Origin of the sequence: Rhodococcus globerulus NBRC 14531 (assembly GCF_001894805.1) — a bacterium.
GTDB lineage: Bacteria > Actinomycetota > Actinomycetes > Mycobacteriales > Mycobacteriaceae > Rhodococcus_F > Rhodococcus_F globerula.
This window is the reverse complement of record NZ_BCWX01000001.1, coordinates 1177335-1195708: the sequence shown is the minus strand read 5'-3', so window position 1 is coordinate 1195708 and position 18374 is coordinate 1177335. Positions and strand designations below refer to the sequence as shown.

Genomic DNA, 18374 nt, shown 5'->3' with positions numbered 1-18374 from the left:
ACTTCACTTGCCTGTACTTCACTACTCAACTAGCTGATTGATTGCACGGATGGACGCTACGTCGTTCCTATTAAAAAAACCAGCGCGAAAATTGCTCGATTCCAGAAGTTTAGAATCCAAGAGTGCCGTATTTCTTTTCCGCACAAATCGACGCGCTATCAAGAAATACCCACTGCCAGCAGATTCACGGGTAACTCGCAGACAACTGCCAGAGGAATCGTCTCCTCCCATGCCCGATTTAGGACCATTTGCCGCCAATGTGACTTTCGTCCCATTTTTTGGGCGACACTCACTTCTGTATCAACTCCGGCCTGCCCATCGGACTGATATTCGCCGCCGGGTTGTCCTGCATTTTCGCTTAAAAGACCAGCTAAACCGCATTTCGGTCGAAGACCACTTACCCGCACACCACGCTGCACCACACCACCGCGAACGGTCGACCATCGCCGAAGGTCCCTAGCGGGAAGCCCGAAACCTCACCATGCGCGCGCTGCGACGAAAATTTCCCGACGGACGCCCACAGTTGCCTCGACGAGTCCATGGACACCGAAAAGATACTCGAACAACAAGGCAAAGAATGAGAAAGAAAGGATGAAACCGGGGGTGAATGACACCACGTCGACGCCAATCACCAAAAGGGTGATATCGGGGGTGAATTTCATCAACTAAATTGCCAAACATGCGCTGGATACGCTAATCGTTTGCGCTGTCAGCAGTAATCCCGAGACTTCGCCGTGACACGGAGGTCCATGCGCTGCATCCGGTCTGCCACGACGGTCACAGCGCCTTCTGCGTTTTGCACTCTCCCCCGGATGAGGAGCGCCGGCGCCGTATTGGCCAGCTTTCGGTACTTGGCCCACAACCCCACCGAACACACCACGTTGACCATCCCGGTTTCGTCTTCGAGGTTGATGAACGTAACACCCCCCGCGGTTGCCGGGCGTTGACGGTGGGTGACCGCTCCCCCGACCAACACTCGATCACCGTCCGCAACGTCGAGCAGCCCGGACGCCGGGACCACGCCAAGTGCGTCGAGTTGCGGGCGGAGGAACTGCGTCGGATAAGTGTCGGGAGATACTCCGGTAGCCCACACGTCGGCCGCCGCCAGTTCGACGTCGCTCATACCGGGCAAGGTGGGGGCAGTGACCGATGCCCCCATCCCGGGTAGTCGATCAGGGCGCTCCCCCGCTGCAGCGCCCGCAGCCCATAACGCTTCTCTTCGCGAAATTCCGAAACTACCGAGCGCACCGGCCGTCGCCAGCGATTCCGCTTGTGCCGTCGTGAGTTCCACTCTTCCGGTCAGATCGAGAAATGACGTGAACCGCCCGCCGAGAGTGCGCTGTTCTACGATCTTCTCGGCCAGTGCGTCACCGATACTGCGCACGTCGCCCAACCCCAATCGCACTTCGAGCCCCGCCGCTTCGACGGTGGCATGCGCCAGACTGACGTTGACGTCCGCACCGTGCACTCGCACCCCGTGCCTGCGGGCGTCGGCGACAAGCGATTGCGGTGAATAGAACCCCATCGGTTGAGCCCGGAGCAGTCCGGCGCAGAACGCTGCCGGATGATGCAGTTTGAACCACGACGAGTAGAAGACGAGTGCGGCAAAACTCTGCGAATGACTTTCCGGGAAACCGAAATTGGCAAAGGCGTACAACTTCTCGTAGATACGGTCGGCAACTGCGTCATCGATTCCGTGAAGGTCGCGCATTCCCTGATACAACCGCGCTCGCAGTTGTTCCATCTTCTCGGTGGAACGCTTCGACCCCATGGCTCGACGCAGTTGGTCTGCCTCGGACGGCGTGAATCCCGCGACGTCGACGGCCATCTGCATCAACTGTTCCTGAAACAACGGAACACCGAGTGTGCGCTTCAGGGACTTTTCGAGCGAGGGATGATCATAGGTGACGGGTTCGAGTTTGTTGCGCCGACGAATGTAAGGGTGCACCGACCCACCTTGGATCGGACCGGGCCGGATAAGGGCAACCTCGACGACCAGATCGTAGAAGTTCCGCGGTTTGAGACGCGGCAGCGTCGCCATCTGCGCACGCGATTCCACCTGGAACACTCCCACGGAATCTGCCCGCTGGAGCATCTCGTACACCGCAGTTTCCTGCAGATCCAACTGCGCCAGATCAACGGTGACGCCTTTGTGCTCGGCTACCAGATCCATCATGTAGTGCAGGGCCGAGAGCATTCCCAGGCCCAAGAGGTCGAATTTGACCAGACCTGCGGCAGCGCAGTCGTCTTTGTCCCACTGCAGGACACTGCGATTGGCCATGCGCGCCCACTCCACCGGGCAGACGTCGGCAATCGGGCGGTCGCAGATGACCATGCCGCCGGAGTGGATACCGAGGTGCCGGGGAAACCCCTCGATCTGTGCGGCCAGTTCCAGCACCGGGCGCGGTATATCCGTCTCGGCGTTCTTGTCGATGCCGCCCCACCGTCCGACCTGCTTACTCCACGCGTCTTGCTGTCCTTGCGAAAAGCCCAGTGCCCGAGCCATATCCCGCACCGACGATTTCCCTCGATAGGTGATGACGTTGGCCACCTGTGCGGCATACTCGCGGCCGTACTTGGTGTACACGTGCTGGATTGCCTCTTCGCGGCGGTCGGATTCGATGTCCACGTCGATGTCCGGCGGACCGTCGCGCTCGGGTGCGAGGAATCTCTCGAACAAGAGCTCGTTACGAACCGGGTCGACGTTGGTGATGCCGATGGCGTAGCACACCGCCGAGTTTGCCGCGGAACCTCTTCCCTGACAGAGGATGTCGTTGTTCTTGCAGAACGAAACTATGTCGTGGACAACGAGGAAATACCCGGGGAAGTCCAAGGACGTGATGACGGCCAGCTCGTGTTCGAGTTGTCGATACGCCTTCTCCGCACCCTCTGGCGGCCCGTAACGATCCAACGCCCCCGCCATCGTGAGCTCACGCAACCACGACGCCTCGGTGCGGCCAGGCGGTACGTCGAACGGCGGCAGTTTGGGGGCGATGAGCCTCAGATCGAAAGCGCACTCACGGGCCAGTTCGGCAGCTCCGCTGACCGCCTCCGGGTAGAGCGAGAACAACGACGCCATTTCCTCACCCGAACGCAAGTGCGCCCCACCCGTCGGAGCCAACCATCCGGCGGCGTCGTCCAGACTCTGCCGGGAGCGAACCGCAGCCATCGCCATGGCCAACCGGCGACGCGGGGGCGCCGCAAAATGCGCCGCCGTGGTCGCCACGGTTCGCAATCCCTGTTCGGCGGCAAGCTGTGCCAGAACAGCATTGCGCTCGTCGTCCTCCGGCAACCCGTGATGGGTGAGCTCCACCGCCACCCGGTCGGCACCGAAACGCTCGACCAGATCCCGTAAAGCCGCAGCGGCGCTGCTTTTCCCGCCGGCGGTGAGAGCTTGCCGCACATGACCTTTCCGACACCCGGTCAGGATCTGCCAGTGCCCACCCGCAGCTTCGGTCAAGGTGTCGAAGTTGTACTGCAACTTCCCTTTCTCACCACCGGCCAGGTGAGCTGCCGCGATCTCACGGGAGAGCCGGCGATAGCCTTCCTGCCCGCGCGCGAGAACCAACAGGTGCGTCCCACCGGGATCGGCCGCCCCCACTCGCGGTGTGGAGTCCAAGGACAACTCCGCCCCGAACACCGTCCGCATTCCCCATTCTCGAGCAGCCTCGGCAAACCGCACCACTCCGTAGAAACCGTCGTGATCGGTGACGGCAATAGCTTCCAGGCCCAGTCGGACGGCTTCCTCCACCAACTCTTCCGGAGGTGAGGCGCCGTCGAGAAAACTGAACGCAGAATGGGCGTGAAGTTCGGCATACGGCACGGTGCTGTTGCCGCGAGCGAGTTCACCGGCGGTGTACTCCCCACGCTTGCGTGACCATGCCGGGCTGTCGTTTCCGTCGCCGGGAAACAGATCTTCGTGCTCGACTCGGCCGGCGCGTCCCGACAGAACTCGTTCCATCTCGGACCACGTCGGCGGTCCATTACCCCAGCCCATACTTGCCTCACCGCTTGCGAACAGTGCCTTTGCGAACAGTCGCGATGCTGGGAGGGAAGACGCATCGTGCATCGAACTTATGTTCGATGCCTCCAAGTTTGGCAGCTCACCCGCCATCCGTCAAACAAGAGCGGCAAGCAACCCCACACGATCCTCGGGCGCACGCTTGGGGCAACTGGTGCACTTGGCTTCGCCTGGCACCTCGTAGATCAGGCAACACGACGCACGCTGGGTGAACCGTCGTCGACCCGCCGGCACCGATGTCAACGGATTCGCCACTCGCGCGGCGTTCGCCCCCGCGTTCACATCCACAAAACGAGGCCGCGGAATGGGCGCGCCCGCACTACGGAGGGCATCGATCAATCCAGCAGCGCAGGCACTTCCGCGCTCACGGCGTACGCCTGCCGCATCGAGCGCGCGGTTGGCAATGGAATCGGTGGTGATCGCCCACAACGCCTTCGCGCGCACTCCGGACACCTCGGCCAGCACCTCGATGACAGGCGTCAATGCCTCGTGCATCGCCCGAGCCAACTCGTCAACACCGACAGTGATCGGGATGAGAGAAGCAGCAACAAATCCCCCGAGATAGCCGTCGTCACGCAGGAAAATCCGGGCCCCGGACAGCGACGGATCGGCGGCAAAACCGGTGACCAATCCCGTTCCGAGCGGGATACCGGTCAACGTGGAACTGGCCGAATACCACCACAAAGTGCCGTTGACCCGGCTCTCGTCACTTCCCCACCGCTTTGCCGTATCCGCGACGCGCGCTGCCATCCAGTCCGGGTCCGTCATCACCTCGGCCGGGATGGTCGCCGGATAAGCGTCGAGGCTTTCGAAAAACGGAACCGCCGCCGCCATCCGCGCGTAGATCGCGCCTATCTCGTCATTCACGCCAGCCCCACAATCTCCATCCGCGGACGCACCCCGTGCTCCACGCGGGCCTTGATCCCGAATACCTCGGCCAGCAACGATTCTTCCAGCACCGCAGCGGTGGGCCCACACGCCCGCAAGTTTCCCGCCTCGAGCACCGCCAGTCGATCGCAATATTCGACGGCCAGGCGAAGATCATGCATCGTGACCACGACGGCCAACCCCTGCGACGCCAACTCCGTGAGCAGCTCCATCACGATCAGCTGATGCCGCAGATCCAGATGATTGGTCGGCTCGTCCAACAACAGGATCTTCGGTTGCTGCGCCAGCGCCCGGGCAATGGACACGCGCTGACGCTCACCACCGGAGAGCGTCGCGACGTCCCTACCGGCCAGTGCCTCGAGACCGACCTGTGCAATGCACCGATCCACGATGTTGCCGTCTCGCTCCGTCGTGCGGTCCAGCCAATTTCGGTGCGGTGTGCGTCCGAGAGCAACGGATTCACGCACCGAAAGCCCACCGGACACCGCTGGTTCCTGAACGCTGGCCGAGACGGTTCGGGCAATCTCCCTGCGCGACAATGCCGTCGCGTCCACCCGATCGATCAGCACCGCACCACCACTGGGAGTCAGCGCGTTGTAACAGCAACGCAGCGCCGTCGTCTTGCCACTACCGTTGGGACCGACCAAACCGAGAATCTCACCTGCGGAAGCCTGGAAACCTATGCCGTGCAACACCTCACGACTTCCCAGACGGGCCCGCGTGTCGACGAGTTCGAGAATCACTGCTCCAACCTCCTGTACTGCCGGTAGAGCATCCAGACGAATATCGGCGCTCCCACCAAGGCAGTGATCACACCAACCGGGAGCTCTGTCGATTCCGACACCGAGCGTGCCACCGTGTCAGCAGCCACCATCGCCACTGCGCCCAGCAATGCGGCGGCGGGAAGCAGACGGATTGCTCTGGTACCCACCACAAATCCCGCAAGGTGCGGAATCAGCAATCCGATGAAACCGATGCCGCCTGCGACGCTCACCGCAGCGCCGGCCAGGACGGACACCGCAAGCAGTGACAACACGCGGAAGCGTCGCACGTTCATACCCAAGGCTGCGGCGCCGTCGTCGCCGGTCTGCAGGACGTCCATCCAACGCGCGCTGAGCAGCAACGCGACTCCGACGACAACAAGCGCGACGGTCGGGAAGATCAGCGTCGACCATCTCGAATCGCCGAATCCGCCTGCTATCCAGTGCATCACGGACGTCACGTGCCGATCGTCGGCCAGAACCAGAATGCAGAACGTGATGAGCGCCGAGAAGATCTGGGCCAGAGCAACTCCCACCAGGATGATCGCCGTGGGCTGAGGGTATCTGCCACCGATCACCAGGGCGAGGAACAGCGGGATCATCGCGCCGACAAAGGCCGCGACGGGAATCGTGAAAACGCCCAGGACACCAACACCGATACCCAGCACGGAAACCAGCACCACCATGAAGCCCGCGCCGGACGACACGCCGAGAAGGTACGGATCGGCCAGAGGATTGCGGGTGACCGCCTGCGCCACCGCACCTGAGAGCGCCAACGACGCACCCACCACGGCAGCGGTGAGGGCGCGCGGCAGGCGGGAGTCGATCACTATCGACTCCCGCGCCGCTGTCCACCACGTCTCGAAAGTCCCTGGCGCCAAGCGTGCTCCGACTATCGCCCACACGTCACCGACGGGAATGCGCACCGACCCGAACGACACCGCCAACCCCAGCATGGCTGCCAGGGCTACCAGCAGTCCGGCCAGCAGAGCGCCGTAACCGGAACGTGAAAGTGTCACTTCGCCGGGTCAGTGCCTGCAGTAACAGCACTCGGATGGAAAGCGCTCGCAATGGTCTGTGCCGAGCGCACCAAACGGGAACTCTCGAAGAGATCGGCAAGAGGCACCACGACAAATCGGTTCTGCGCGACGGCCGGAGTGGTTGCCATCAACGGCTGCGACCGCAGGAAGTCGATCTTCTGATCCGCTGTCTTGTCTCCGTAGTCGATGACGACGATCGCCTGGGGCGCACGCTCGGCAACAGCCTCCCAGCTTGCATCGATGTAGGGCTTGGCGCCTTCGGAGAAGATGTTTGTCACGCCGGAGTACTCGGCAACCAGTTGCCCGACGCCGACGCCACCGATCGTGGTCGGAACATCCTCACCGCTGTCGTAGAAGAACGCGGATACCGGCGCGGCATCGCCGATCGACGCGCGGACTGCGTCAAGGCCAGAGCTGATCTGTTCGGCTACGGCGCGTGCGGAATCCTCGACTCCCAAGACCCGGCCGAGTTGGGCGTAGTCGTTCTCGAGCAGCCCGATATCGGGGAAACCGGTGCCGCAGTATTCCGAGAAGAGGAAGGTATTGATCCCTTTCTCGGCAAACGCGTCGCGTGATCTTCCCTGCTTCTCGTTGAATGCGCTGGTCATACCGCCGACAACGAAGTCGGGATCCACGTCAAGAATCTGCTCGGCACTCGGGAACGTGTCGGACAGACTGGGGATCTTGTTGAACTGTTCGGCGGTCTCCGCGGTGGGCGGGTTGTCGCTGTATGCCCGTCCGACAATGCGGTCACCCGCGCCGATCTCGATAAGTGCTTCGGTGACATGGCCGTTCAAGGACACAATTCTCTGCGGCGGTGAATCGAAGACCAGTTCACGGTCGCAATTGGTGATGCTGACCGGCTGAGCGAACGACTCCGTCGACGCGGAGTTTTCGGTTGCCTCACCTTTCGAACAACCGGCGGCCATCAACGCAGTCGCGATCAACACGACAACGGCGCGGGTGGGGGAAATCTTGAGTGACACGGGACCTCGCAAAAGGGCTCAGAGCCACGAATGAGAATCCTGGGAGAACACCCACCACGTATAGGGAATCCGCGGGCAGTGCTCTCGCTGGACTTCCGGTTCGTAGACCACGACGAATGGATGTCGCACACCACGCGGCGGGCATTCGGGCTCATTCATTCTCGATGATTCGAGAATGAACCTACCGTTGCGGGTCAGCGCCGGAATTGGACCGGCTTCCCCCACACGCATGGCTTGCAAGTGCTTCCAGCAGTATGCCTGACACATCCGAACCGAATCGCAGGCGGCCTCGCCACGTACATTCCGGACTCTCTCCAGAGCACGGTATTCCGCCACGGACCTCGAAAAAGGATTAGCATGCGGTACCACCGAAATTCGGAAACTCTGGACAGATCGGAATAGACGTGAAAAAGATTCTGAATTCCCTTTCCGAGGACGAATACGTGTTGATCCTCGAGACCAAAAAGGATCAGATTGCCGAACTCGACGAAGACGAACTGATCGCCCTGCACACGCGCATTCGTCGAGCCCGCAACAAGTACACGAAGTTGTACCGACGTGCGGGTTCGGCAAAAGTGGCCGAGAAGAAGGGACGCGGATCCGGTAAGTCGGCAAATGCGCGCAACGCCGGCAAAGCAGAAGTTTTCGAAGACGCGCTCAGCAGAGTGAGCCGCCGGCTGGCAGCGGTCTCGCGCCAGAGCGCCCGAGAGCTCAAGGACGAGCGGCTGGGTCGCGCTCGCAAGGACGCACCGTCCTTCAGCGACATCGACACGGGTAACGGAAAGGTCGCGTCCGCGGGCAAGGCTCGGGTCGACGAAACTCGTAGTTCTCCGGGCAAGAAGAAGTTCGAAGCGTCCAGTATCGCCGCCGGTGCACGGCGTCAGGCCAAGAAGGACAATCGCTGACTCCACGCACCAGGTATTAGCCGATGTTGCCGCTGAACGTGACATACGTTCAGCGGCAACGGTGTGTCATGCCCAGAATCCCTCCCCACCGATACAGTCGGTACGGCCATGTCCGAAAATTTCACCGGAGTTGATCAATGACACGCTGGGCCCAAACCGTCGTTTCCCGAAAATGGTGGGTGCTCTCGCTCGCAGTTCTCATCGTGCTGATCAGTGGCGTGTGGGGTCTCGGAGTATTCGGAAAGCTCAGCCAAGGCGGGTTTGTCGACCCGGGTAGCGACTCCGCGAAGGTCGCAGCAATCGTCGAGGAAAACCTCGGACCGCAAACCGCGGACATCATTGCGATCTACACACCGACCGACGGCCGAAGTCTCGACGACATCGGCCCGGCGGTGACAGCCACCGTCGACGAATTCACGGCCAACGTCCCGACAGCCTCGGTGAAGTCGTATTGGACAGCCGACGCCGCGACCAAGGCAAATCTGGTCTCCAACGACGGAACGATGGGCGCGGTTGCCATCACCTTGGCACCGGATTCCGGAGTCACCTCCGCCACATTTTCCGATCTGCTCCCCACGCTCGAAGTGGAAGGCGCGCAAGCACAATTCGCTGGAAACACGGTAGTCGGTGTCGCCTTCAACACCACGCTGGAGAAGGATCTTGTTGTCGCGGAGGCCATAGCCATCCCGATCACCCTCGTGTTGTTGGTCTTCATCTTCGGCGGTCTTGTCGCTGCAGCCGTACCGGTTTTTGTCGGAGTTTTGAGCGTGCTGAGCGCCTTGGCCGTACTGCGAGTTCTGACGTCGGTCACCGAGGTCAGTTCGTTCTCGATCAACGTGGCCTCACTGCTGGGGCTCGGCCTTGCCATCGACTACGGATTGTTTGTCGTCGGGCGATACCGCGAGGAGCTGAACTCCGGTTCCGAACCGGGTGCCGCAGCCACCCGCACCGTCCTGACGGCCGGTCGTACCGTGATGTTCTCGGGGCTGCTGCTGATCTGCGCGTTCAGCGGCATGCTCGTGTTCCCACAAGCTGTGATTCGGTCACTCGGGTTCGGCGCCATCGCCGCCGTGCTGAGCGCGGCAGTACTGTCGCTGACCGCGGTACCCGCTTTGCTTGCCATTCTGGGCCACCGCATCAACTCGTTGACGTGGCGCAAGGGCGCAGCCCAACGCGGAGAAGAACGTTCACGCAGGTTCTGGGGTCGCGTCGTCACGTGGGTGATGAAACGACCTGTTGCCGTATCGATCACGATTGTCACCCTGCTTCTCGTACTGGCGTCGCCGCTGCTGGGCGCACGACTCGGCGAACTCTCGTACACCGCATTGCCCACCGACGACCCCGCTCGTACTGCAATGGACACGCTGGTCAACGAATTTCCCCAAACCGGGAACGGCGCGACACTGATACTGCAGGCAGAGGGCGATACCGTGCTCAACCCTGCCGAAGGCACGGCAGTAGCCGAAGCCGCAAGCCAAGTCGAAGGCATCGCGCAGGCAACCGTCGTCGCGAGCACCAACTCGCTGATCGCAATCCAAGCGTTCTACAGCGAAGGATCCACGCCGCAGTCCCAAAGTGACGCTGTCACCGACCTACGCGAGATACCTGCGCCCGACGGCGCCGAATTATTGGTCGGCGGCGGGCAAGCCACCGTCGACGACGGCAACAACGCTGTCCTGCACTGGTTGCCGGTCATGATTCTGATCATGGTCGGTTCGACCCTGATTCTGCTGTTCCTCGCCTTCGGATCAATTGTGTTGCCCATCAAGGCTGTGCTGATGGCTGCCTTGAGCTTGGCAACCACCTTCGGCGTCCTCACCTTCGTCTTCCAGGAGGGCCACGGCGTCGAACTTCTCGGTGTCAGCCAGACACCGCTCGAAGCAACATTTGTTGTCCTGATCCTGGCCGTTGTCTTCGGACTGTCCACCGACTACGAGGTTTTCCTCATGTCACGCATGGTCGAAGCGAAGAACGACGGCGCGACAACGGAAGAGGCCGTCAAGTTCGGCACCGAGCGAACGGGCCGCATCGTGACGGCCGCGGCACTCCTCCTCATCGTCGTGACGGGCGCTTTTGCCATGTCAGGTCTTGGAGTAATGAAGTTCCTCGGAGTCGGCATGATCGTGGCACTGATCGTCGACGCGACCATCATCCGCATGCTCCTCGTTCCGTCCCTGGTGAAGCTCATGGGCGAAGCAAACTGGTGGGCGCCGGAGTGGATGAAGAAAATCCACGCGAAGGTCGGCATCGGGCACTGACCCGCTCCTGGTTTTCCCCGATCGGGTAGTCATCCTCGAGGATGACTACCCGATCGCGTATATGGATCTCTGGGGCGATGTTCTTCGGCGCCAGGGTCGTCAGACTTGAAGCATGACAATTTTCGAGTGGATTCTCACCGTCCCCGCCATCGCCGTCGGCGGGGCATTCCTGTTCTCAGGCATCGTCACGGCGGGACTGGACTTCGACGCCGACGACGGAATCCTGGTGAACTGATGCACGACTGCGACTAATTAAGAATCAGGCCCGAACCCAGTTCGCGAACGGACGTGGCAACAACGGGCCGAACAGGTTTGGGATCCGCCCCACAGCTGGGTGGACGCGGAGCCAACTCCGACGTCTGCGTTTCCACTTCCCAACTCCGACCGTCGACGTGCTCGACGATGCACAGCTGACCACCCAGATCGTCCACAGTCAGATCGTCGATGCCGCAGGGAATGTACTGCCGGACAGCAATTTCCGCGACCTGTCCCACCGAGTTCCACGGACTCCGGCCCCGCAACCCGGGAAGATGAACTTGACCGCGAACCGCTGACTCCACCGCCGCAAGGCTTTCCGCCCCGGACAGTCGGCCGTAGGTATAGCCACTGGGCAACAGGATCATCGACGGCGCAAACCGATGACCACCCGTATGCGAGCATTCCCATACATTCTCACCGAACGCCGGAACCAACTCCGCCGCAATCGGCCTGCCCAGAACTGCGCAACACTGATCACGTTTTCCGTGCGCGCACACCAGCACCACGGGTTCGTCGACCCTGACACCCAGTCCTGGGGCCGGCCCACTGAGCAGAGCGAAGTCGATGTCGAGAAGATCGAACGGCGAATCGATCTGCAGTCGTTCACACCACGAATCATCGGGATCGGAACGAGCAAGAAGCACCGTGTGACCGGCAGACAGTGCGCGACCGGCAGACAGTGTCTCGTTTCGACCGGGATGTCTGATGAACATCACACGCACGTCCGCAGCGTCCGCGCGTCGACTCAATTCGGTGGCAAGTTCCTCCCCGAGAGCCGTGCCGTCGAGAACATCCCGACCCCAGGCACCGACAAACTCGAGGCACACCCAACCACGCACAACGGCCGCCGTGCCTTCCAACGGTTCGTCGACGGCAGACAACGCTGAGCAGGTCTTGGCTTCGGTCACAAGTGCCATTGTGTCAGCCCTCGTCAGTGAAACTTCTTACCCTCCTCGAGTTGGCTGATGAACTTCTGTATCCGGCGGGTCCTGGTCTCCGGGCGCTTCGCTTCCAACAGGCGATAGAAGATCGCGAACCGATTAGTCGAATTCAACGTCTCGTAGAAGGCCTGTGCTTGGGGATTCAAGGCCAATGCGTCGAGGAAATCCTGCGGCACCTCGGCTTTCGCGGATCCTTCGTACGCGCGCTCCCACCTGCCGTCGGCTTTGGCTTTCTCGATTGCAGCAATGCCCGCGGGTTCGAGCAATCCTTCGCTCTCGAGCCTCGCGACAATCTCCACGTTGCGTTTCGACCACGGGCTACGCGTCGTGCGCGGCGAGAACTTCCGCAAGAAAAAGTTGTCGTCGACCTTCCTCGGCAGACTGTCGATCCACCCGAAACACAGGGCGACATCGAGCGCCTGGTCGTAGTCGATCGACGAATGGGGTGATGATTTCTTGGCCATCTTCAGCCACACCCCTGGACTCACGTCGTAATTCTCGGATAACCACCGACGGAATTCCGCGCCGTCCGCAAAGTATTCGATATCCAGTTCCGGCGCCATCAGTACTCCTCTACCCGATTCCTACGGCCACCCGGCCACTGAGCTACCCATACTCTGACAAATCCCTGCGACAGATATCCGAGAGTTCCCAGTGCAAGCACCCATTTGCTGATGCTCACCGCTGTGGTGATCCGAACCGTCCTGTCGGTGATGTTGTCACGATGATCGAGCAGATACAGCCCGGCGATGTTCTCGACGTAGTCACCGGCAGCGGACAACACCGGCGCCGCGGCAAGCGCCTTACGAACCGTCGGCGAGAGCGGGGTGCGCTCCCCCAACCGTCGGCCGGCGGCGCGCAATGCGACCGCGTAGATCGCCGGATGAACAAAGTCCGGGTAGTAGTGACTGCGGAACCGCGCCGTCTCCGCGCCGTCCATCTTCGCCAGAACCTCGCGGTACCGACGTGCGGAGAATGCCGTCTGCACCTCCAGAACCCGCGGACCCACCGGCCCCAGAAGTCTGACGATATTCGCCTGGGAGAGAACAAATACCGCAGACCACACAGCCATGGATCGCTGATTCGAAGTTCTGAACATGTCAGCAATCTTGCCAGTTGTGTGCGGCTTCACGTCAGTGGCGGCGTCCGGGTGAATGACTTGGACAAAAATGGGCATTCCCTGACGATCAGAACTGATCGATCACAGGAGTCCTCATGCCCACTGCCGCCAAACCGACGGTACTTTTCATCCACGGATTGTGGATGCATCCCAGCGCGTGGGACCCCTGGGCCCAGGCCTTCGCCGAACGCGGATACGGCACCATGTCGCCCGGCTGGCCTGGCGACGGCGCCACCGTCGGGGAATCCCGAGAACACCCCGAAAACATTGCGGGACACGGAATCGACGAGATCACCGAACACTATGCCAAGGTGATCGCCGACTTGGATGCTCCACCGATCGTGGTCGGCCATTCCTTCGGCGGGCTTATCGCACAGAAACTTCTGTGTCAGAAATTAGCTTCCGCTGCAATAGCAATCGACCCCGCACAACCAAAAGGTGTCCTGAAACTTCCCCTCGTTCAGCTCCGTACCGTTCTCCCGGTCTTGTCGAATCCCGCCAACTATCGGAAGACCTACTCGCACACCAGAGATTCCTTTCACAAATCCTTTGCGAGTGCAATCACCAAGAGTGAATCAGACGCGCTCTACGAGCGATACGTAATTCCGGCACCCGGGCAACCACTCTTCGAGGCTGCGCTCGCCAACTTCAATCCCCGGAGCCCCGCCCACGTCGACTTCAACGCCGAACGCGGTCCGCTGCTGATGATCAGCGGCGGACAAGATCGAACGGTCCCGAAAGCCAGCACCGACAGTTCGTTCAAGATGTATCACAAAGCGCCAACGGTCAACGAGTACAAGGTATTCGACGACCGTGGTCACTCACTCACCATCGATCACGGTTGGCGTGAAATTGCGGACTACAGCTTGGCATGGTTGAGCCGCAACACAGCAGGCACTCAGAACGGTGGTGGGTCGTTGCCGTAGTCGACGGGTCTGTGGGGCACGTGCTTTCGGGGCACATGCTTTCGGGGTGTGGAGAGTTGTGCCGTCCGGTGTTGAATCTTGATGTGCCGGTGTTTGCGTTCGCTTCGGATGCGGGCAGCTTTGTTCTCCAGTCGAGTTCGTCGCGGTTTGCCGCCTTCCGGTGGCGGCGGTTCCTGCATCCCGGCGAGTAGTCCGGCAGCCCTGGTCCGGTAGCAATGCCCGGTCTGCGAGGTCAGGGTGATACTACGATCCGGATTCGGGGCGAGCAGCCACTTCCCGGAATGCTTGAGGCGGTGATGGTTGCGGCAGAACGCACTCAGATTCGACGCAACCGTCTTCCCACCGCTCGCAGGGTCCGCGTGGTTGAACGGATCGTTATGGTCGAGGTCGCAATTCCAGACCGGGACATCGCAGTGCGGCCACTGGCAACTGCCCGCGCTGACCCGCAACCACCGATCGAGTGCCGCGCCAGGGCGGTACACCGATGCCGACGCAGGCACAGATATCGGTTCGGGATCTGCGGGTACGCGGACTTCTTTTATCGCAGCGTCTTTTGCGATGTCACGGGCATGCTCGGCGCTGATCACTCCGTACCCGTCGAGGTGAGCGGGTTCGTCGCCGCCGGGAGTATCGCTGCCGGCGAAGGTGGATTCGTGCATCACCACATGCACCAACGGCCTACGAACAATAACGAGACCACTACGGTCCTGCGGGCAATCACCGCGGTCGCAGTCACACACCAACACCGTCGAACCACTCACCAACGCGCCCAACGCATCCGCTCGACGCTGCTCATACGTACGGGAATCACGGCGACACACCGACATCGCTAATTCCCGCAACCGGCCATCGAACGCGCGGGCCTGCTCCGCCGGGATACTGCCCAGGATGCGGGCCATCCCGTCCTCGGCGGCACTGACGCCGACAAACCTGTCCGCCAGGGCTCGGCGTCGTCGTTCCCGCATCCCTTCCGGATCGACGCGGGCCACGATCCGGTCGATCGCCGCCGTCAACCGCCGACCCGTCAAACCGGTACCGCCGTCCACCGGTGGGGCAAGAACCTGCTCGAGCAGCAAGCGTTCGACCTCGTCGATCAGCTCGTCACCGACATTCGCGGTCGCGGACTCGATCAACGTGACCCGGTAGAAGTCGAGTTCACCGCGGGCCATCGCGGCCCTTGTGCGATGCAACCGCGTCTTCAAAGCAAAACCCAACCCGATGAGTTTTCCGGCAGCAGCGCGCCCCATCGTCAGGACCGCGCCGACCTCGGATTCCGCCAACTCGTGCGCCGACGACGTCCACGTGCCACCCTCGACATGCTCGGCGCTGCGGCGGGTGAAGAACTCCGCCACCACGGCCAGTTTCCGCTCGACCAGCATAGCTTCACATGAATGCAACTCGGCCATCAAATCGACGAGGGCGCAATCGGTTTCGGTACCACTCAGCTGTGCTGAGATACCGAAACTTCCCACCCCCGAATCGAACATTCCCCCACCCTAATCGAAATCCTGTTCGATTGCGAGGGCTCCTTGAAACCAGTCGGAAAAGTCTGAATATTGACTGGAAACTTCAGGGCGGCTTAGCTTTTGACCTAGCTACCGGCCTCAATCATCACTGCGGCGTCTTCGGCACCGAACTTCTCCTCGAGCGTCTCGGGTGAGTAGTCGAGGTCGATCTCGGCCACGTCACGCCCACGCGCAGACTCGATTGCCGAGAGCCGTCGCTGAGCACGATCAGCCGCGTACTCGAGAAACTCCTGGTTGTCGAGACCGAAGGGCTGGACTTCGAACTGATCGTTGACCCAGTTGATGAGACCGAGAGCCATCGGCATCAACTCGCCCATGCGCGCCTGTACTACATCCCACAGGGCGTCGTCCGCAGCCACGTGTCGGCGGCACGTGAAGGTTCCCCACGCCATGTGGCGCCGCTCGTCGTCGCCGATCTTTTTGATCAACTGCTGCATCCCGGGCAGGATTCCCCTTGTGGCACATACCTTCTGCCAGGCGTAGTAACCCGTCAGCGCAAGGCTACCTTCGATGACATGGTTGTAGGTGACGCTCGCCCGCACTTGGTTGACCGGGCTGGGGTCGGTCTGGAGAATCCGCAGCGACGCCGGCAACTCCTCGTAGAACAGTTGTCGGTAGTCCGGATTATCGGCGACGTAGGAATGCAGGTCGTCGGTGAGTCCGACCTCATCCATCCAGAGCCGGAAAACCTGTGTGTGCTTGGCTTCCTCGAAACAGAATTGGGTCAGGTACATCTCGTCGCTGAACCTGCCTTCAGCGGACATCGCCTGCATGAACGGTTGGATGTCCTCGGTCACTGCTTCTTCACCGGCGATGAACTGCGCGCACAGATACGTCGCGCTGCGCTGCTGCTCGCTGGTCAACTCTTGCCAGTCTCGAGCATCTTTCGAAAAATCGAGGTCTGCCGGGTTCCAAAATTTGGCATTTCCCTTGGCGAACAATCGGAGTGGAAAACAATCCCAGTTCAACCCTCCTGATCGGAGGGAACTGAATCCTTCTCGCCCCGGCGAGGTGACGGTCATGACATTCCTTCTTCCCGAAACGAAGACATATGTCCGAGGGGAATGCCCGCAGAACTCCGTCGTGAATCAGTTTTGCGGAATATTGCTCGACTCTGCCAGCGAAACACCCTTTGCCTGCATCGCGGCAAAGAGTTGTGCGTTCATCTCGGCGGCTTTGGCGGGCTGGTAGGACGCAAAATTGAACGGGTTGGCCAGGTTGTTCGTCTCCAGGGGATCGGCAATCAGGTCGTACAGTTCGTATTGGGGCGCAGCAGTTCCCGCCGGGTCGAAGTACATCGTGTACTTCCACCTGCTGTCCCGAATGCAGCGAATATGGTTCGGCTGCGTGACGATGTTCTGACCGTCTGGCGTCGCACAGTTCTGATCGTCGTACGTGAAAAGAATCGTGTCCTGAACGTGCACGCTTGGTGCGTCCGGATACGCCGCCGCATCGACGAGCACGGGGGTGAGATCGGTGCCGAGAAAGTTCCACGACGCACGATCCGGCACTTGCGCGAGGTTGGCCAGAGTGGGCATCACGTCGATCAACGACGCCAACGCGTCCGTCTGAACGGGCTTCGGGAACAACAACGGATTGCTGATCACGAGTGGGACGCGCAGAGTTTCCTCGTACGCGTTGAACACCTTCTGCCGCAAGCCTCCGTGCGACATTCCCATCTCACCGTGATCGGACATACGCACGATGACGGTATCGTCGAGCAGCCCCGGAGTGGCTTCCAAGGCGTCGAGAACACTGCCGATGCGCTCATCCACCACCTTGTGCATGTAGGCGTAGAAGTTGATGTATCGCCTGGCCTGATCGGGTCCGAGCAATGGACCGAGTCCGGCGGCGAGCAACAATTCCGACTGCACCTGAGCGCTCGGTTTGTAGTTGAAGGCAAGGATTTCGTCGTAGGTCGGTGGGAGTTCGATGCCCTGCTCGAAAGCTCCCGGCGCATCCGACCCGTAGTTGTCGCACGTACCACTCATCGCATCCCACGACTGGGGATATGCAAGGACGTCGTGCGGATTGACGAACGATACGATCAGCGCAAAAGGCTTGTCCCCTTTGGCATCCGGTCCGGTGAGAAATTCGACGGCTTCTTCGGCAGCGCGGCGGTCGTGATCGGCACATCCGCCGCCGAAATGGTCTGGGTTTGTGTCCTGTCCGGCATCAGGTGGCGTCCACCCGCCGAAACCGAATGCGGCAACGTCGTCACTGGACGGATCACCACCGGATGCTCCCTTGCTCAGATGCCATTTTCCCCGGTACTGGACGTTGTACCCGGCGGATGCCAGCATCTTCGCCATGTTCTGCTCCGACGTCTGCAACTGCGGTTCGGTGGGAGATACGGTGCCGCCCTCGGTCAGGGTTCTGGTCACACCGTGTTGCGCGGGATACAGCCCGGTAAAGAACGTGCTCCGACTGGGCGAACACATCGCCGTGTTGCAGACCGCTTGATCGAAAGTCAGTCCGTGACGCGCAATGCGTTGGCGATGAGGAAGATTCCGCTCCACCCACCCTTGCGGCCAGTACATCGGCCGTCGTTCCTGATCGGTGATGATGACCACGATGTTGGGCTGAGCGGGAAACGAATCACTGGGCGCTGCCCGCGACGGTGCGGCTGCGGCGCCCGCCGACCCGATATCCGTCATACCTGCAAGAGCCAAAGCGCCCATCCCGCCCAAGAACATCCGACGCGGCAATCCGTGACTGCACTGGGGGACGTTCGCGGGTTCTGG

16 protein-coding genes and 1 riboswitch are annotated in these 18374 nt (G+C 61.1%); of the genes, 4 read left to right on the top strand and 12 right to left on the bottom strand.

The genetic code is table 11. The features are described from left to right. Positions 1-476 precede the first annotated feature (476 nt). The 6 genes from RG2_RS05235 to RG2_RS05210 form a co-directional block, all read right to left on the bottom strand. On the bottom strand, positions 477-662 hold the full coding sequence (locus RG2_RS05235; RefSeq protein WP_033231297.1) for a hypothetical protein: 186 nt from the start codon (positions 660-662) through the stop codon (positions 477-479). 47 nt (positions 663-709) lie between these two features. Then, complete coding sequence (locus tag RG2_RS05230; RefSeq protein WP_033231531.1) at positions 710-3997, bottom strand: error-prone DNA polymerase; 3288 nt, start codon at positions 3995-3997, stop codon at positions 710-712. 120 nt (positions 3998-4117) lie between these two features. Further along, positions 4118-4888: a (2Fe-2S)-binding protein gene (locus tag RG2_RS05225; protein ID WP_033231298.1), complete on the bottom strand. Its 771-nt coding sequence runs from the start codon at positions 4886-4888 to the stop codon at positions 4118-4120. Then, positions 4885-5652, bottom strand: a complete 768-nt coding sequence (locus RG2_RS05220) for an ABC transporter ATP-binding protein (protein WP_033231299.1) — start codon at positions 5650-5652, stop codon at positions 4885-4887. The genes RG2_RS05225 and RG2_RS05220 overlap by 4 nt, the downstream gene beginning before the upstream one ends. Next, positions 5649-6689: a FecCD family ABC transporter permease gene (locus RG2_RS05215; RefSeq protein WP_033231300.1), complete on the bottom strand. Its 1041-nt coding sequence runs from the start codon at positions 6687-6689 to the stop codon at positions 5649-5651. Before RG2_RS05215 ends, RG2_RS05220 begins: the two co-directional genes overlap by 4 nt. After that, on the bottom strand, positions 6686-7639 hold the full coding sequence (locus RG2_RS05210; RefSeq protein WP_051730245.1) for an ABC transporter substrate-binding protein: 954 nt from the start codon (positions 7637-7639) through the stop codon (positions 6686-6688). Before RG2_RS05210 ends, RG2_RS05215 begins: the two co-directional genes overlap by 4 nt. A 175-nt stretch (positions 7640-7814) precedes the next feature. Beyond that, a riboswitch (cobalamin riboswitch) is annotated at positions 7815-7942 on the bottom strand. 158 nt (positions 7943-8100) lie between these two features. On the opposite strand from RG2_RS05210, the gene RG2_RS05205 reads away from it, so the two are divergent. The 3 genes from RG2_RS05205 to RG2_RS32220 all read left to right on the top strand — a co-directional run bounded on the left by RG2_RS05205 (position 8101) and on the right by RG2_RS32220 (position 11094). Further along, positions 8101-8601, top strand: coding sequence for a hypothetical protein (locus RG2_RS05205; RefSeq protein WP_033231302.1), 501 nt, complete (start codon positions 8101-8103; stop codon positions 8599-8601). 137 nt (positions 8602-8738) lie between these two features. Next, positions 8739-10859: an MMPL family transporter gene (locus RG2_RS05200; protein WP_033231303.1), complete on the top strand. Its 2121-nt coding sequence runs from the start codon at positions 8739-8741 to the stop codon at positions 10857-10859. 112 nt (positions 10860-10971) lie between these two features. After that, positions 10972-11094, top strand: coding sequence for a hypothetical protein (locus RG2_RS32220; RefSeq protein ID WP_255285219.1), 123 nt, complete (start codon positions 10972-10974; stop codon positions 11092-11094). Positions 11095-11107: 13 nt separating this feature from the next. Here RG2_RS32220 and RG2_RS05195 read toward each other — a convergent pair whose 3' ends face one another. The 3 genes from RG2_RS05195 to RG2_RS05185 are packed head-to-tail and all read right to left on the bottom strand — an operon-like array spanning position 11108 to position 13157. Further along, positions 11108-12034, bottom strand: a complete 927-nt coding sequence (locus tag RG2_RS05195; protein ID WP_033231304.1) for a ferredoxin family protein — start codon at positions 12032-12034, stop codon at positions 11108-11110. Between the two features lie 14 nt (positions 12035-12048). Beyond that, positions 12049-12621: a YdeI/OmpD-associated family protein gene (locus RG2_RS05190; protein WP_033231305.1), complete on the bottom strand. Its 573-nt coding sequence runs from the start codon at positions 12619-12621 to the stop codon at positions 12049-12051. Continuing rightward, positions 12621-13157 carry a hypothetical protein gene (locus RG2_RS05185; RefSeq protein WP_051730246.1) on the bottom strand — a complete coding sequence of 179 codons (537 nt, stop codon included), beginning with the start codon at positions 13155-13157 and terminating at the stop codon, positions 12621-12623. Before RG2_RS05185 ends, RG2_RS05190 begins: the two co-directional genes overlap by 1 nt. Positions 13158-13273: 116 nt before the next feature. On the opposite strand from RG2_RS05185, the gene RG2_RS05180 reads away from it, so the two are divergent. After that, positions 13274-14104 (top strand): alpha/beta hydrolase, encoded by an 831-nt coding sequence (locus RG2_RS05180; RefSeq protein WP_033231306.1) that lies wholly within the window; start codon positions 13274-13276, stop codon positions 14102-14104. Here RG2_RS05180 and RG2_RS05175 read toward each other — a convergent pair. The 3 genes from RG2_RS05175 to RG2_RS05165 all read right to left on the bottom strand — a co-directional run bounded on the left by RG2_RS05175 (position 14077) and on the right by RG2_RS05165 (position 18326). Then, positions 14077-15591, bottom strand: a complete 1515-nt coding sequence (locus RG2_RS05175; protein ID WP_033231307.1) for an HNH endonuclease signature motif containing protein — start codon at positions 15589-15591, stop codon at positions 14077-14079. The genes RG2_RS05180 and RG2_RS05175 overlap by 28 nt on opposite strands. Before the next feature lie 104 nt (positions 15592-15695). After that, positions 15696-16652 carry a R2-like ligand-binding oxidase gene (locus RG2_RS05170; RefSeq protein WP_033231308.1) on the bottom strand — a complete coding sequence of 319 codons (957 nt, stop codon included), beginning with the start codon at positions 16650-16652 and terminating at the stop codon, positions 15696-15698. 66 nt (positions 16653-16718) lie between these two features. Beyond that, entirely contained in the window at positions 16719-18326 is a 1608-nt protein-coding gene (locus tag RG2_RS05165) for a sulfatase family protein (RefSeq protein WP_371851305.1), read from the bottom strand. Between the last annotated feature and the right edge of the window lie 48 nt (positions 18327-18374).

What these genes read in the sequence shown, in the direction of transcription:
- RG2_RS05170 (WP_033231308.1), bottom strand. Translation starts at nt 16,652, where the DNA reads ATGACCGTCACCTCGCCGGGGCGAGAAGGATTCAGTTCCCTCCGATCA.
- RG2_RS05200 (WP_033231303.1), top strand. Translation starts at nt 8,739, where the DNA reads ATGACACGCTGGGCCCAAACCGTCGTTTCCCGAAAATGGTGGGTGCTC.
- RG2_RS05165 (WP_371851305.1), bottom strand. Translation starts at nt 18,326, where the DNA reads ATGTTCTTGGGCGGGATGGGCGCTTTGGCTCTTGCAGGTATGACGGAT.
- RG2_RS05185 (WP_051730246.1), bottom strand. Translation starts at nt 13,157, where the DNA reads ATGTTCAGAACTTCGAATCAGCGATCCATGGCTGTGTGGTCTGCGGTA.
- RG2_RS32220 (WP_255285219.1), top strand. Translation starts at nt 10,972, where the DNA reads ATGACAATTTTCGAGTGGATTCTCACCGTCCCCGCCATCGCCGTCGGC.
- RG2_RS05190 (WP_033231305.1), bottom strand. Translation starts at nt 12,621, where the DNA reads ATGGCGCCGGAACTGGATATCGAATACTTTGCGGACGGCGCGGAATTC.
- RG2_RS05195 (WP_033231304.1), bottom strand. Translation starts at nt 12,034, where the DNA reads ATGGCACTTGTGACCGAAGCCAAGACCTGCTCAGCGTTGTCTGCCGTC.
- RG2_RS05210 (WP_051730245.1), bottom strand. Translation starts at nt 7,639, where the DNA reads ATGGCCGCCGGTTGTTCGAAAGGTGAGGCAACCGAAAACTCCGCGTCG.
- RG2_RS05175 (WP_033231307.1), bottom strand. Translation starts at nt 15,591, where the DNA reads ATGTTCGATTCGGGGGTGGGAAGTTTCGGTATCTCAGCACAGCTGAGT.
- RG2_RS05230 (WP_033231531.1), bottom strand. Translation starts at nt 3,997, where the DNA reads ATGGGCTGGGGTAATGGACCGCCGACGTGGTCCGAGATGGAACGAGTT.
- RG2_RS05235 (WP_033231297.1), bottom strand. Translation starts at nt 662, where the DNA reads ATGAAATTCACCCCCGATATCACCCTTTTGGTGATTGGCGTCGACGTG.
- RG2_RS05180 (WP_033231306.1), top strand. Translation starts at nt 13,274, where the DNA reads ATGCCCACTGCCGCCAAACCGACGGTACTTTTCATCCACGGATTGTGG.